This is a genomic window from Rubrobacter sp. M3-4, from assembly GCF_059772285.1.
In genome coordinates this window covers 129,217-143,418 of the sequence record NZ_JCBAJP010000002.1, presented here as the reverse complement: position 1 = coordinate 143,418, position 14,202 = coordinate 129,217, and the positions used below count along the sequence as shown (strand labels likewise).

15 protein-coding genes are annotated in these 14,202 nt (G+C 67.6%); all 15 read right to left on the bottom strand.

Annotated features, from left to right (window positions below; translation table 11 throughout):
- Positions 1–3 precede the first annotated feature (3 nt).
- On the bottom strand, positions 4–240 hold the full coding sequence (locus AC6EKW_RS02975; RefSeq protein ID WP_498513654.1) for an SHOCT domain-containing protein: 237 nt from the start codon (positions 238–240) through the stop codon (positions 4–6).
- A 93-nt stretch (positions 241–333) separates the two neighbouring features.
- Complete coding sequence (locus tag AC6EKW_RS02970; RefSeq protein WP_498513653.1) at positions 334–1,470, bottom strand: sensor histidine kinase; 1,137 nt, start codon at positions 1,468–1,470, stop codon at positions 334–336.
- Entirely contained in the window at positions 1,467–2,150 is a 684-nt protein-coding gene (locus AC6EKW_RS02965) for a response regulator transcription factor (protein ID WP_273845938.1), read from the bottom strand. The genes AC6EKW_RS02970 and AC6EKW_RS02965 overlap by 4 nt, the downstream gene beginning before the upstream one ends.
- 15 nt (positions 2,151–2,165) lie before the next feature.
- Positions 2,166–2,630: a hypothetical protein gene (locus AC6EKW_RS02960; RefSeq protein ID WP_273886888.1), complete on the bottom strand. Its 465-nt coding sequence runs from the start codon at positions 2,628–2,630 to the stop codon at positions 2,166–2,168.
- Between the two features lie 42 nt (positions 2,631–2,672).
- Positions 2,673–4,049, bottom strand: coding sequence for an NADH-quinone oxidoreductase subunit N (locus AC6EKW_RS02955; protein WP_273886887.1), 1,377 nt, complete (start codon positions 4,047–4,049; stop codon positions 2,673–2,675).
- On the bottom strand, positions 4,049–5,521 hold the full coding sequence (locus AC6EKW_RS02950) for a complex I subunit 4 family protein (RefSeq protein WP_273845930.1): 1,473 nt from the start codon (positions 5,519–5,521) through the stop codon (positions 4,049–4,051). Before AC6EKW_RS02950 ends, AC6EKW_RS02955 begins: the two co-directional genes overlap by 1 nt.
- Before the next feature lie 12 nt (positions 5,522–5,533).
- Positions 5,534–7,279 (bottom strand): NADH-quinone oxidoreductase subunit 5 family protein, encoded by a 1,746-nt coding sequence (locus AC6EKW_RS02945; RefSeq protein WP_498513652.1) that lies wholly within the window; start codon positions 7,277–7,279, stop codon positions 5,534–5,536.
- Positions 7,276–7,584: an NADH-quinone oxidoreductase subunit NuoK gene (gene nuoK, locus AC6EKW_RS02940; RefSeq protein ID WP_273845926.1), complete on the bottom strand. Its 309-nt coding sequence runs from the start codon at positions 7,582–7,584 to the stop codon at positions 7,276–7,278. Before nuoK ends, AC6EKW_RS02945 begins: the two co-directional genes overlap by 4 nt.
- A complete protein-coding gene (locus tag AC6EKW_RS02935; RefSeq protein WP_420542017.1) occupies positions 7,584–8,084 on the bottom strand; it encodes an NADH-quinone oxidoreductase subunit J family protein in 501 nt (166 codons plus the stop codon). Before AC6EKW_RS02935 ends, nuoK begins: the two co-directional genes overlap by 1 nt.
- Positions 8,081–8,980 carry a complex I subunit 1/NuoH family protein gene (locus AC6EKW_RS02930; RefSeq protein ID WP_273845922.1) on the bottom strand — a complete coding sequence of 300 codons (900 nt, stop codon included), beginning with the start codon at positions 8,978–8,980 and terminating at the stop codon, positions 8,081–8,083. The genes AC6EKW_RS02935 and AC6EKW_RS02930 overlap by 4 nt, the downstream gene beginning before the upstream one ends.
- Positions 8,977–10,635, bottom strand: a complete 1,659-nt coding sequence (locus tag AC6EKW_RS02925) for an NADH-quinone oxidoreductase subunit D-related protein (RefSeq protein WP_498513651.1) — start codon at positions 10,633–10,635, stop codon at positions 8,977–8,979. The genes AC6EKW_RS02930 and AC6EKW_RS02925 overlap by 4 nt, the downstream gene beginning before the upstream one ends.
- Entirely contained in the window at positions 10,632–10,994 is a 363-nt protein-coding gene (locus AC6EKW_RS02920) for an NADH-quinone oxidoreductase subunit A (RefSeq protein WP_498513747.1), read from the bottom strand. The genes AC6EKW_RS02925 and AC6EKW_RS02920 overlap by 4 nt, the downstream gene beginning before the upstream one ends.
- 168 nt (positions 10,995–11,162) lie before the next feature.
- Positions 11,163–11,372, bottom strand: a complete 210-nt coding sequence (locus AC6EKW_RS02915) for a copper ion binding protein (RefSeq protein WP_273845917.1) — start codon at positions 11,370–11,372, stop codon at positions 11,163–11,165.
- Between the two features lie 27 nt (positions 11,373–11,399).
- Complete coding sequence (locus AC6EKW_RS02910; protein WP_273845916.1) at positions 11,400–11,711, bottom strand: metal-sensitive transcriptional regulator; 312 nt, start codon at positions 11,709–11,711, stop codon at positions 11,400–11,402.
- A gap of 3 nt (positions 11,712–11,714) precedes the next feature.
- Complete coding sequence (locus AC6EKW_RS02905; protein WP_498513650.1) at positions 11,715–14,198, bottom strand: heavy metal translocating P-type ATPase; 2,484 nt, start codon at positions 14,196–14,198, stop codon at positions 11,715–11,717.
- Positions 14,199–14,202 lie beyond the last annotated feature (4 nt).

Below are 14,202 nucleotides of genomic sequence, written 5' to 3'. Positions count from 1 at the left end.
TCATCAGACCCTCTTCCCGGACTTCTCCCTCAGCACCCTCAGCGAATCCCTGTACTCTTCAGTAGTGATCTCGCCGCGGGCGAAGCGCTCCTCCAGGATCTCTTCCGCTCTGTCCCTCCGCGGGTAATCCCCGTCACGCGAGATCGGGAAGGCCCTGGCCAAGGCCCATACTACGAGAGCTATGACGCCTATCAGGAGCAACGCCGGGACGATCATCCACACGAATCCGAACCCGCCCATCATGATTGTCGTACCTCCGTTTGTCGTTTTGTCTCACGAAGAGAATGTAGTACGCGCAGATCAAGCACCGCTCGAGAAAAGATCAAGCCTGGATCAAGATTCTCTCCGGGGAGCCACGGGCAGGGTGAACTCGAAAGCCGCCCCCCTGCCAGGACCGGCGCTCTCGGCGTGTATCCTGCCGCCCATCGCTTCGACGAGCGTCCGGCAGATGGTGAGCCCCACCCCGACCCCGCCATTCTCGCGCGATCGGGAACCCTCCACCCGGTAGAACCGCTCGAAGAGGTGCGGCAGATGTTCGGGTGCTATGCCCTCCCCGGAATCGGTGACCCGGAAAGACACCTCGTCCTTCGCCTGACGCGCCGACAGGGAGACCTCGCCTCCGGACGGCGTGTACTTCAGCGCGTTGGAGAGCAGGTTGTCCAGGACCTGCACGACCCGGTCCCGGTCGGCGAGCACCGGCGGTAGATCCTCAGGGACGGAGACCTCCATCCTCACGCCCTTCTCCGCGAAGAGCGGCCCGAGGAGACCGGCGGCCTGCTCCACGACCTCCCTTGGCGAGACTTCCCGCAGGTGCAGGGGGATTCCGCCGGCCTCCGCCCGGGAGAGCTCCTGCATCTCGTCCACCAGACGGTGCAGACGGCCGGCCTCGGCGCGCACTAGAGACCAGGTCTCCTCCGAGGGTTCGACCACACCGTCGATCAGCCCGTCCATGTACCCCTCGATCACCGTCAGAGGAGTCCTCAGCTCGTGGGAAACGTCGGAGATGAGGTCGAGCCGGCGCTGTTCGGTGGCCTGGAGGGTCCGGGCCATCGCGTTGAGGCTCTCGGCGAGCTCACCGAGCTCGTCGTCGCCGCGCACGGGTACGCGTTCGTCGTAACGTCCGGCCGCTATGCGGCGTGTCGCCCGGCTCATCGCCCGCAGGGGACCGACGATCCTGCGCGCAACGAACATCCCCGTCACTGCGGCGACCGCTATCGCGGCGACCGCCGCGACGGCGAGCGAGTAGAGGAGCGTACGCGCGAAGGCCCTAAAGACGGAGTCCATCATCTGGCCCATGCTCATCATGTGTGAGGGACCCATCGGACCCTGCATGAGGTTGCCGAAGAGCAACGGCGCCACGACAGAGACCGCGACCAGGAAGGTCAGCGTCCCCACCAGGGCCACGACCAGGTGCGAGGCGAAGAGCCTGGGCAGCAGACCCCGGAACCCCATCCGGGAGGGACCTCTCATCTCCTCATCCTGTAACCCACGCCGCGCACCGTCTCTATGTAACGCGGATGCGCAGCGTCCTCCCCCAGCTTCTTGCGCACGTTGGCGATGTGCACGTCCACCACGTGATCATCCCCGAAATACCCCTCGCCCCACACCCGTTCCAGAAGCTGCGCGCGGGAGAAGACCAGCCCGGGACGGGAGGCGAGCGCCGCCAAGAGATCGAACTCTATCGCGGTGAGTGCGATCTCCCTACCCCCAAGACGCACCTCGCGCCTGGAAGGGTCGATGCTGAGCTCACCGACGCGCAGAGGCTCCTCCTCCGGTCCCGTCCCGGAACGCGGCCTGCGCAGCATGGCCCTCACGCGGGCGACCAGCTCACCCGGAGAGAAAGGTTTGGGCAGGTAGTCGTCCGCTCCGGCCGAGAGACCGACGATACGGTCCGTCTCCTCGACGCGCGCAGTGAGCAGGATCACGTAGGCATCCGAGAAACGCCGCAGCCTGCGCAGCACCTCCAGGCCGTCCAGCTCCGGCAACATCCAGTCGAGGACGACGACATCGGGCCGGACTTCACCCGCGATATCCAGCCCGGCCCTGCCGTCGAAAGCCTCGTACACCTCGAAGCCTTCCCGCTCCAGGTAGGCCCGCAGGAGCCTCACCAGGCTCCTCTCGTCCTCCACCACCAGCACCCTGACGCCCATGGGCGGAGCCTCGCTCTACCCCCTGCCGACCGGACAGGCACGCTCGCCCTCGAGCCGGCGATAGAGGGCATAGAGCAACATCCCCACGGAGAAGAAACCGAGCAGCGGCTGGATCGGAGCGAAGTAGGTGAGCGCCCCGCTCGCCCCGAGGGCCAGCACGACGAGCTTGTTGCACACAGGACATCCTATGGCGAACACCGAGAAGATACCGCCGAGCAGTCCCCCTTCGGTGCCGGACCGTCCGGAGACGGGCGCGGGGTTCACGTAGGTCGCCAGCAGCAACCCCCCCAGCACCGCCCCGGCCACCCAGAACGTGTAGTCCCACCACGTGGCCGGTATCATCCGGTGGTAGATCGGGGTGCTTATCAGGCCGGTGGGAACACCGGAGACCACCAGCCAGACGAGACCCGCGAGCGCGGCGACGGCGTAGCGCCGCGCCTGCCAGTTCCTCAGATCCGAGAAGACCTCCATCCGACTCATCTCTGAAACTCCTCCGAATAGTGCATCGAACGGTCCTCCAGTCTATACCACCCGTCCCAGCAGGACCTGCGCCGCGATCCCGATGGCTGCGGTGGCGAAGAAGGCCACCCCCCAGACCGCGACGACCAGCGGCGGAGAAGCGGGGGCCTTCTTGGGCTCCCGGAACATGGGGACGACGACCCGCAGGTAGACCCCCAAAGAGAGCACGCTGTTGAGGATCGCCACCACCGCGAGCCACGTATAACCGGCGTCTATCGCCGCCCCGAACAGGAGGAACTTCCCGACGAACCCTGCGAGCGGCGGCACCCCGACGAGAGAGAACAAAAACACCACCATCGCCCCGGCCGCCCACGGCGAGGTCCTCCACAACCCGGTGAAGTCTCCGATGCGCCTCCCCGCCTGCAGGACCACGGCGAAGGCCCCGAGGTTCATCGCGGCGTAGGCGGCGGCGAATACGACGAGGGAGCGCGTGGCCAGTGCTCCCTGCCCCACGTCCACGATGCCGAGCAGGAAGTACCCGGCCTGCGCTATCGAGGAGTAGGCGAGAAGTCGCACGATCCTCTCCTGCACGAGCGCCGCCAGGTTGCCGTAGGTCATCGAGAAGGCGGCGAGGACCCCCACCACCAACTGCCAGGCGACGAGCCCCTCCGGCAGGTCGTGCACGACCTGGGCGAGAGCGAAGATCGCTCCGACCTTCGGCACTATCGACAGGAACGCCGCGATCGAGACCGGAGCGCCGTCGTAGGCATCGGGTGCCCAGAAGTGGAACGGGACGTAGGACGCCTTGTACCCGAGCCCCACCAGGACCGCGACCAGCCCGAACGCCGCCGCGAGCGGGTATCCCTTGAGTGAAGGGAGCTCGGAGAGCAAAGTCGAGCCTACAGCTCCGTACCAGTAGGTGAGGCCGAAGATCATGACCGCCTCGGCGACCGATCCGAAGACGAAGTATTTCATCGCCGCCTCGGTCGCCCGGTCGTCCCTGGGGTAGGCCACCAGGGCGAAGGACCCCAGGCTGGAGAGCAGCACGCCCAGCACCAGGAACATCACATCCCCCGCTCCAGCGAGCATGATCGCCCCCAGCAACGTGAAGGCGAGCAGTGCGTAGACCGTACCCTCGCGGTCGGTGCCCCCGACCTCGCGGCGGGCGAGCACCGCGACGAAAGCCGTCGCGCTCGAGAGCACGATCACGGCCCACAGGCTCAGGGAGTCCACCCGGTAGGTCCCGGTAAAGACGCTCGTCTGCGTCCCCAGGAACGCCACGGCCAGACCCGCCGCCGAGAAGAGCCCGACCACCGTGTAGACGAGCGCCACCTTCGGCAGACGTAGCATCTCGAAGGCGAGCGCGCCCACCGCCGCCCAAAGCACCGCGAGCTGAGGCGCGAGCAGCGTGAGATCGTGCGCCATCCGGGCGAGCGACATCACAACCCCATCGCCTTCGTCGTATGGTGTACGACGCCGAGGATCAGGGCCGGGTAAACCCCGACCACGATGGTCAGAGCAAGGAGCGGCGCCGTCGCCAGGACCTCTCGCACCCCGAGATCCCTCATCCCCTGCAGCCACCCGTCGGGCCTGCCGAAGAAGGAGACCCGTATCGCGCGCAAGTACAGCCCGGCGGTCACGGCGATCCCCACCAGCGCGACCGCCGCCGCGACCGGGTACACCCGGAACGAGCCGAGAAAGATCTGGAACTCCGCCGGGAAGTGGGCGAGCCCCGGCAGCCCGAGCGAGGCGAAGGAGAAGAGGACGAAGAACCACCCCAGCGCCGGCGTGACCCGCAACAGCCCGCCGAAGGCGCCCATCTCGCGCGTGTGTGCCCGTTCTTGCAACGCACCGACCACTAAAAACAACGCGCCGGTCACGAGCCCGTGGCTCACCATCTGCAGCACGGCCCCGTCGAGCGCGAGCGTCCTCACCTGCGCGCTCGTTGCCGCAGCGGCCGCCGCGACGGCCAGGAAGACGTAGCCCATGTGGTTGACGCTCGTGTAGGCGACGAGCCGTTTGAGGTCCTTCTGGGCCAGGGCGGCGAAAGCCCCCCAGAGAGCGCTGACAACCGCGATCCCCGCCACGTAGGGGGCCGCGACCCGGAAGGCGTCGGGGGTCATCTGCAGGGCGAACCGGATCAGACCGTATGTCCCGATCTTCAGCAGGACACCCGCCAGTATGACGCTGCCCGCGGTCGGGGCCTCGGTGTGCGCCAGCGGCAGCCAGGTGTGCACCGGGAAGATGGGGCTTTTGATCGCGAACGTGACCAGCATGGCGAGAAAGGCGAACGCGGCCGCAAGCCCCGTCAGGGGCGGTGAGGCCACGAGCTTCTGCACGTCGAAGGTGTGCGGGCTGCTCCCGGCGTAGAGGACGAGGATCGCGAGCAGCAAGGGCAGGCTCCCGAGCAGGGTGTAGAGGAAGAACGTGATCGCGGCGCGCCGGCGCTCCTCGTAACCCCAGCCGTAGATGATGAAGTACATCGCGACCAGCGTGACCTCGAAGAAGACGTAGAAGAGGATCGTATCCAGAGCGACGAAGACCCCGATGCACGCCGTCTCCAGCAGCAAAAACAGCGCCACGTAGGAGCGGGCGTCCCTCTCGACCCCGACGGAGAAGACCAGGGCCAGGAAGAACAGCACCGCCGTCAACAGCACGAGCGGCAGGCTTATCCCGTCCACACCCACCCGGTAGGCCACCCCTATCGAGGGCATCCAGGAGGCCTCCTCGACCTGGGAGAACCCCGCCCCCGAGACGCCGCGCACCCACATCAACCCCGACCCGGCCAGCGCAAGCCCGGAAGAGACGAGACCGATGGCGTGCGCGCCGCGCGGCGGGATCTTGCGCAGCACGACCAAGAGCGCCGCTCCCAGAAGCGGGACGAACAGGGTCACGGAGACGACCGGGAACACCAAAACCTCCTCCTACAGGCCTCTCATGGCTTCGACCGCGAGGAACACCAGCAACAGCGCCATCCCGCCCGCCGCGAGCGCGAGCTCCCTGTGCACCAGCCCGCTCTGCAGCGCGCGGGCACGCTCACCGAGACCGCGGGCGCCACGTACGAGCGCGAAGATCACACCGTCGATCCCACGCTCGTCGGCGACCCGCACCGCTTCGGCGAGCGCGAGCGCCGGTTTCGCCACCAGCGCGTCCACTCCGCCCGCGAGGCGGAACCCGTTCTCTGCGGCCGCGCGCAGCGGGCCGAGCAAACGATCTGCGGTGAAGGTCCATCCCAGAAACAACCCGAGGAAGGCGGCGGCGGTGCCGACGACCGTGGTCACCAGCTCGTCCGGTATCTCCTCCCCGATCAGCCCGGAGAGAGCTCCTTTCAGGAACCCCACGAAGACGGCCAGCACGGTGAGAGAGGCGAGCCCAGCCCACATCCACCGCATACCGGCGACGGGCTCCGCTCTCTTCTCGCCCCGCCACAGGAGCCTCAGGGCGCGTGCGACGTACGCTCCGGTCAGAAGAGCCCCGGCGAGCGCGAGCGGGAGGAGAACGAAGCCGTAGCCGGACTCGTAGGCGGCGGCGACGATAGCGTCCTTGGAGAAGTACCCGGCGAGCGGCGGGACGGCGGCGAGCGCGAGCCCGGCGACCGTGAAGGCGGTGAAGACGAGGGGTCGCTCGCGCCCGCTTCCTCCGAGATCGGAGAAGGATGTCGAGCCCCGGGCGCGCTGGAAGATGCCCGAGCCGGCGAACAGGGCGCTCTTCATCGCAGCATGGGCGGCGAGGTGAAAGAGCGCGGCCGCCGGAAAGCCCGCCCCGAGAGCGAGCAGCATGAACCCGTACTGGCTGGAGGTCGAGGCCGCCAAAAGGCGCTTGAGGTCGCGCTCGGCCACCGCGGTCACGCCGGTCGCCACGGCGGTCACGCCGCCGAGGAGCCCGACGACGAGGAGCACCCCGGGCGAAAGCAGCGGGAAGGTCCGGATCAGGAGTATCGCCCCCGCCGCCACCAGGGTGGCCGAGTGGAGGAAGGCGGTGACGGGGGTGGGCGCGACCATCGCGTCCTGCAGCCAGCCCTGGAGCGGGACCTGCGCCGACTTGCCCGCCGCGGCGAGCAGGAGCAAGATCCCCGCGGCGAAGGCGGCCGGACCACCGACACCGAAAGTCCCGGAGATCTCGCTCGTGCCGGAGCGCGAGATCAGGACGAAGACCGCCACGTAGAGCCCCAGGTCTGCGGTGCGGGTGTAGAGGAAGGCACGGGTGGCCGCAGACCCCGTCCTCCCTTTCTCGTGGGAGAATCCGATCAGGAGGTAGGAGGCCAGACCGATGAGCTCCCACGCCGCCAAAAGCAGGACCCAGTCGCCGGCCACGACGAGCGTCTGCATCATGGCGGCGAAGAAGGACATCTTGGCGAAGAAGCGCACCCTGCCGCGCGCTCCCTCCATGTAACCCACCGCGTAGACCATCACCAGCACGCTCACTACCGCGACGAGCACGGCGAGCATCGCAGTGAGCGGCTCGACCACGATCCTGAGCGGGAAACCCGGAAGCCCGGGCAGCGCCGCGGAGAAATTCGCTCCACCAGCCACCCGGACCAGCGTGACCGCGGCGGAGACCACCTCCACCCCGGCCCCGAGCAGGGCCAGTGCGGCCGGGGCACGTCGGAAGAGAAGGATCGCGACGAGCGCGGCGAGGGGGCCCAGGATGGTGAGGGCGGCTACCGTCATCCCTTGAGATCCTCCGCCTCCTCCATCTCCACCGACCCTCTGGAGCGGAAGCGGGCCGTGCCCACGCCGAAGCCCACCGCCATCTCGAGCGCCATCACGGTCATCACGATGAGGACGAACATCTGCCCGGAGTAGGCTGCGGGGTGCAAAAAGCGCCAGAAAGCCACCAGGTTGACCATCGCCGCCCCAAGCATCAGCTCGACGCCCATCATGATCATGACCAGGTTCGTCTGGGAGAGGGCGCCGTAGAGCCCGATCCCGAAGAGCACCGCCCCGGCGACCAGAGCGACCAGCAGCGTAGCCATCATCGCCTCCTCTCTATGGCTACCGCCGTCGCGGCGATCATCGCCGTCAGGATGGTGATCCCCGCGGTCTCGAAGACGAGCATCGAGCGTCCCAGGAGCTCCTCCCCGAGCGCGGCGACCTGAGCCTCCGGCATGGTGGACGGGCCGACCGGCCCCCACCCGCCGAGCAACGAGACGGCGACCGCGGCGGCCCCACCAAAGATGCCCGCGGCTATCGAGAGGCGCTTCTGGTGCGTCATGTCCATCCCGCCGAGTCCACCCGGGTCCATCATGTACATGACCATGAAGATCGCCATGATCGCCATCTCGGTCGCCATCATCATGATCTGCAGCACCCCCAAAAATTCGGTCTGCATCGCGAGGAACATCGCGCCGATGGCGGCCTGCGAGAACAGTAGCGCGAGCGCCGAGCGGACCATCGAGGAGGTGCGGAAGACCACCACGCCGAACCAGATCGCCGCGAGCCCGAAGAAACCGGTGAAGAAAGCCTGCGCCATCACATGCTCCTCAGGACCAGGGTTATGCCGACCCAGAATATGTTGACCAGCGCGAGCGGTATGCCGAGCTTCCAGCCCCACTCCATGACGTGCTCGCCGCGCAGCCTCGGGACGTACCGCCCGGCCGTGAGCATGGTCGCCGCCACCACGAGCGTCTTCAAGGAGGTCCACGCCCAGCCAGGCAGGAAAGGCCCGAGCCACCCGCCGAGGAAGAAGACCGTGACGGCGAGCGAGAGACTCACCACGAGCACCATGCGCGCCAGACGCACCACCGCGAGCCGCGGTCCTGCGTACTCGGCCTCGATCCCACCCGCCAGCTCGCCCGGCGCGGTGGGCAGGTCGAACGGCGGCAAGAAGCAGACCGCCATCGCCGCCAGGAAGAAAAGCACGAACCCGAGCGGCTGGGTGAGCGCGTTCCAGATCCCGGCCTGCGACTCGACGATGGTGGTCGTGACGAGTGAGCCGGCACGCATCGCCACCGCGGTTATGGGCATGACGATGAGCATGGAGTAGGCGACCAGCTGCCCGAGGAAGCGCCAGCCGGCGACCATCGCGTACGCCCCGTCCGGCCCCCAGCCGGCCATGACGAGCGCCACCATGACGTAAGCGAGCGCGGCGTTGACGGCCAGAGCGCCGGTGGCGAGGTCGGCGATGACGAGGTGCGGCCCGAGCGGGAGCACCGCCGCCGCCAGCACCGCCGAGACGAGGAGCAGAACGGGGGCGGTCTCGTAGAGGACGCGGTCCGGCTTGCGGGGTACGATCGACTCGCGTCCCAGGAGCGCAACGGCGGCCCAGAACGGGCCGGCGAACCTGAGGCGTCCGGTCGAAGTCCATCCCTCGAGCACGGCGACGAGGTACGCCCCGGCGAAGAGCATCACCAGCACGAGGAACACCGTCATCGCGTCATCCCCCACGGTGAGAGGTCGAGCGAGGCAACCCCGGCCAGCGCGTCCGCGACCTCGTGCTCGAGGGCCACATCCTCTACGAGCTGCGCGTGCCGCCCGGAGGGAGTCTCGAGCTCCGCGGAGCGTACCATCCCGTCCTCGATCCGCACGCGGAGCCTCGCCGGACCGCGTGGGGTCTCCACCGTGGCGGCACCTTCTCCCGAGATGCCATCCTGCACCCCCAGCTCGTCCGGCGCCGAGACGGAACCCACGGCCTGGACGATCTCCTGGCTCCGCTCCATCTCGTCGAGGTGCAACATCAGACGAGCGTATGCGTCGTTCCCCTCCTGCACGGCCGGCTCGAAGCTCAGATCCTGGTAAGCTTTCTCTTCCGAGCGGACATCGTAGGGAAGCCCTGCGGCGCGGGAGACCGGCCCCGGGTACTCTGCGGCCCGCGCCGTACGCAGACGTCCGACGCCCTCCAGCCTGCGCCGCAAGAGCGGGGCACCCCGCAGCCTCTGCAGGAGATCCGACAGGTCACCCCACAGCGTCTCTCCCTCACCGGTATCGTCGCGCAGCAGGGCGAGCTGCAGACCAGCGGCCCGCCGATGCAACCACTCGTACCCTATCAGGTACCCGAAGCTTGAGAGCCATCCCAGGTGGCTCACCACCCGCTCGTGCTCCAGCGCCCCGAGGTACGCGGTAGCCCGCGCGGGTTCCACCCCGGCCGCGTTCTCGACGGCCCTGAGGGCGAGCACGCGGTAGGCGACCGGGGAGAGCGGGTCGATCCGGCCCAGATGCTCCAACAGATCGTCCACCGGAACTCCCTGCAGACATCTCCCCCCTCTCCCTACCGCCGACCCGCTCTGAACGCAGGCCACCGTATCGCCGTCGAGCGTGAAGGTGAGTGCGAGCCCGCCGGGAAGCCCGGGGAAGAGCGGACCGAAAGGGACCTCCACCCACTCCATCCTGAGGCCGTCGCCGCTGGGCTGCAGGTCTCTGGTCATCTCGACCATCGACATGAACCCCATGTCTGTGTGGTCCATGTGCTCGTGGCCTCCGGAGCCGTGCTCTCCATGGTCCATCGAACCGTGGTGCAGTTCGCCGGCCTCTTCTTCCTCCTCCTCTCCGTCACTCTCTCCGGAGGAGACTTCGCGCGGCACCAGGTCCATACCACACTTGGGACAAGCGCCGGGCTCCTTCTGCACGACTTCGGGGTGCATGGGGCAGGTGTAGCGGGTCTCGGTCGCCGCCGCCTCCGGTGCGTAATCCTCCACCCCCGGGTCCCAGGCCCCCTCGGCGAACGCCCGGCGCAGCCTCGCCACCGCGGCCGAGAGCGATTCCTGATCCATGGGGGCCGAAACGTCCGGCCCGGGTAGCGGGGAGGCAGTATCGGAACCCAGGACGAGAACGGCCCTGGGCCGCATCATCTGGGCATAGATCACCGAGGCTGCGTCCCGCAGTCCTTCTGGCAGCCCGCCTACGACCACGAGCACGCTGGCGTGACGGGGGGATGGAACCACCCGAAGCCCAGCCGCCCCGAGATCGAGGCCGAAGGCACGCGCGACCTCGGGGCCGGGCACGACGAACGCCGCGAGCTCCTTCGACGAGGCGCGGGCGGCCAGCCGCCTGAGCCAGGACGTCTCCCCCTTGCGCGCCCCGGTGATCACCTGCGCTTCAGCGCCCCCTGGCTCCAGCCGTAGAGCAGCCCCAGGAACAGGATCGCGAGGAACACCCCCATGTCCAGCAGGGCCTCCAGCCCCACCTTCCTGTAGACGACGGCCCAGGGGTACATGAAGGCCATCTCCATGTCGAAGGCCAGGAAAAGCAGGGCGAGACCGTAATACCGGACGTGGTAGCGTACCCAGACCGGCTCGGAGGAGAGCCTTCCGGAAGAGGCGGGGACATCCTTGCCCTCCTCCCGCCGGGGCTTCCCGAAGGAGCGCCCGATCAGGTACACACACCCCACGAGCCCGGCCGTACCCGCGATCATCACCAGGAGCAACGCGTACTGTTCGAGAGGGCTTATCATGAAGTCTCTTCAGGCTTCAGATCGTCCACGGCTCTCGTCTCCTTCCCGGTTTCGGATCGAAGGGTTTTGTACACGTACCCCCTACCCCTATCCACGAAACATCTCCCAGGCACTGAGCGGGGAGATCCGGAGCGTACAACCGAATCTCCCCGCCATTTTCGGGGATCAGGCGACCAGGGTGTAGCCGGCCTCCTCGATAGCGGCCCTCAGGTCGTCATCGGTCACCCGGCTTTCGTCGTAGCGCACCTCGACGGTGCCCTTCTCGAAGTCCGCGTCGGAGTGCTCGACGCCATCGAGCTTGTTCAGCTCGCCCTCGACGGCGGCCTTGCAGTGAGCGCAGCTCATTCCCTCCACGTTCAGGGTTCGCTCGACCATAGCGTCTTCTCCTTTCCCGTCGATCTCCTACACTCTCATGAACCGCTCTACGGCTTCGAGCAGCTCATCGACCTTCTCGTCCGCTTCCCGGCCTCCGCTCTCGATCGCCCGGCGCACGCAGTGGTCGGTGTGGTCCCTGAGCAACAACAGGGCCACCTTCTCCGAGGCGGAGATGAAGCTCGAGATCTGGGTGAGGACGTCGACGCAGTACTCGTCGTTCTCGACCATGCGCTGCACGCCCCGCACCTGTCCCTCGATCCTCTTCAGACGGGCCAGGATCTTCTCCTTGTCCTGAGCCTTGATGTAGCCGTGGGCCTCCTGGCTCTTCGCGCTCTCCATCCGTCAGCCGATCTCCTCTCTGCGCAAGCGAAGCGCGTTGCTCACCACCGTCACAGAGGATAGCGCCATCGCCAGAGCCGCGAGGGCCGGGTTCAGGAACCCGTACTGACCGAGGAACGGGTGCAGCACCCCGGGCGTTCCTCCGCCGCTGAAGACCGGGTAGAGTACGCCGGCCGCCACCGGTATCAGGACGACGTTGTAGGCGAAGGCCCAGAAGAGGTTCTGTTTTATGTTGCGCACGGTGGCCCTGGAGAGACGGATCGCCCGCGCGACCCCGCGAACGTCGCCCGAGATCAGGGTGATGTCCCCGGCCTCCATCGCCACGTCGGTCCCCGTGCCGATGGCGATACCGAGGTCTGCCCGGGCGAGCGCCGGGGCGTCGTTTATGCCGTCCCCGACCATCGCGACGCGTCTGCCCTCCTTCTGGAGCTTCCGGATCTCCTCTTCCTTGCCCTCCGGCAGGACCTCGGCGAGGACGCGGTCCAAGCCGAGCTCCCGGCCGACGGCCTCTGCCGTGCGGCGGTTGTCGCCGGTGATCATGGCAACCTCGAGCCCCATCCGGTGCAGCTCTTCGATCGCCTCTTTGGATTCCTCGCGCACCACGTCGGCGACGGCGAGGATCCCTGCGGGGTTCCCGTCCACCGCGACGAGAACGGGCGTCTTCCCGTCGGCGGAGAGGTCGTCCAGCCGCGGCGCAAGCCCGTCCACGGGAACACCGGCCTCCTGCATGAGCCTGAAGTTGCCCACGAGCACCTCGTGACCGTCGACCCCGGCCCTGACACCGCGACCGGTCGGGGCCTCGAACGAGGTGGGGGACTCCGGCGAGATCCCTCTCTCCTCGGCCCCCCTCACTATCGCTTCTCCGAGCGGATGCTCGCTGTCGCGCTCCGCGGCGGCGGCGAGACGCAAAAGCTCTTCTTCCGTGAAGCCGTCGCCCGCGATCACGTCCGTCAGAACGGGCTCCCCTCGGGTGAGCGTGCCGGTCTTGTCGAAGACGACCGTGTCCACCCGGCGGGCGTTCTCCAGCACCTCGCCGCCTTTGATCAGTATCCCTCGCTCGGCCCCCCGGCCGGTGCCGACCATGATGGAGGTCGGGGTCGCAAGCCCCATCGCGCACGGGCAGGCGATGATCAGGACGGCGACCGCGTTGAGCAGCGCGTGGGTGAAGGCGGGCTGCGGACCGACGATGAGCCAGACGAAGAAGGTGAAGACCGCGACCAGTATCACGGCCGGCACGAACACGGCGCTGATCCTGTCGGCCAACCGCTGGATCGGGGCTTTGGAACCCTGCGCCTCCTCGACCATCCTCATGATCCTGGCGAGAGCGGTATCGCGCCCAACTTTCGTGGCCCGCATCCTGAAGGACCCGCTCTTGTTGATGGTCGCCCCGATCACCTCGTCCCCCTCCCGCTTGGTGACGGGCAGGGACTCACCGGTGATCATGGCCTCGTCCACCGCGGACTCCCCGGAGATCACGACGCCGTCGACCGGGATCTTCTCTCCGGGCCTCACCACCACGACGTCCCCGACAGCGACTTCTTCGACGGGCACGTCGACCTCTTCACCGTCGCGCACGAGGCGCGCCGTCTTCGCCTGCAGCCCGGCGAGCTTCTTTATCGCGTCGCTGGCCCGCCCCCTAGCCCGGGCTTCGAGCAACCTGCCGAGCAGGATGAGGGTGATGATCAGGGTGGAGGTGTCGAAATATACGTCCGCCCTGCCGGCGAAGAGCCCCGGTGCGAAGGTCGCCACCGCGCTGTAGAGGTAGGCGACGCTCGTCCCGAGCGCGACCAGCGTGTTCATGTCGGCCTGCAGGTGCCTGAGGGCCCCCCAGGCTCCCCGATAGAAGCGCCGCCCGAACCAGAACTGGACCGGCGTCGCCAGGATCAGCAGCCCAACGTTCCACAGCTGCCCGGGAACCGGCGGTCTGAAACCGAACATGTGTGGGATGCTCCCGAGCACTACGAGGAGCGTGAGTGCGGCCGCCCCGAGGAAATCCTTCTTCAATATGGACTGCTCTTTACGATCTTCCGGCTCGGCAGAGCCGCCATCCTCCGCATCGAAGACCACCTCGTAGCCGGCTCCCGTGACGGCCCGCTCGAAGTCTTCTCTCCCGGTTTCCCCGGGCAGATACTCCACCGTAGCCCTGCCGGTCGCCAGGTTGACGTTGGCCCCCAAAACCCCGGAAACTCCCTCCAACGCCCGCTCGACCCTGCGGACGCAGCTGGCACACGTCATCCCCCGGACCTCGAAGTCGACCCGCTCGACCGGCACCTCGTAGCCCGCCCCCTGCACGGCCTCGACCAGCGCCCGGGGATCAGGGGCCCCCTCCCCATACTCGACCCGGGCCGTGCCCGTTGCCAGATTGACGCTCGTAGAATCAACCCCGGAGACCCCGGAGAGCGTCTTCTCGACCCTCCGGACACACGAGGCACAACTCATCCCCCTCACCGGAAGAACCAACATCTTCCGCTCTTTGGTCTCGCTCATAGAA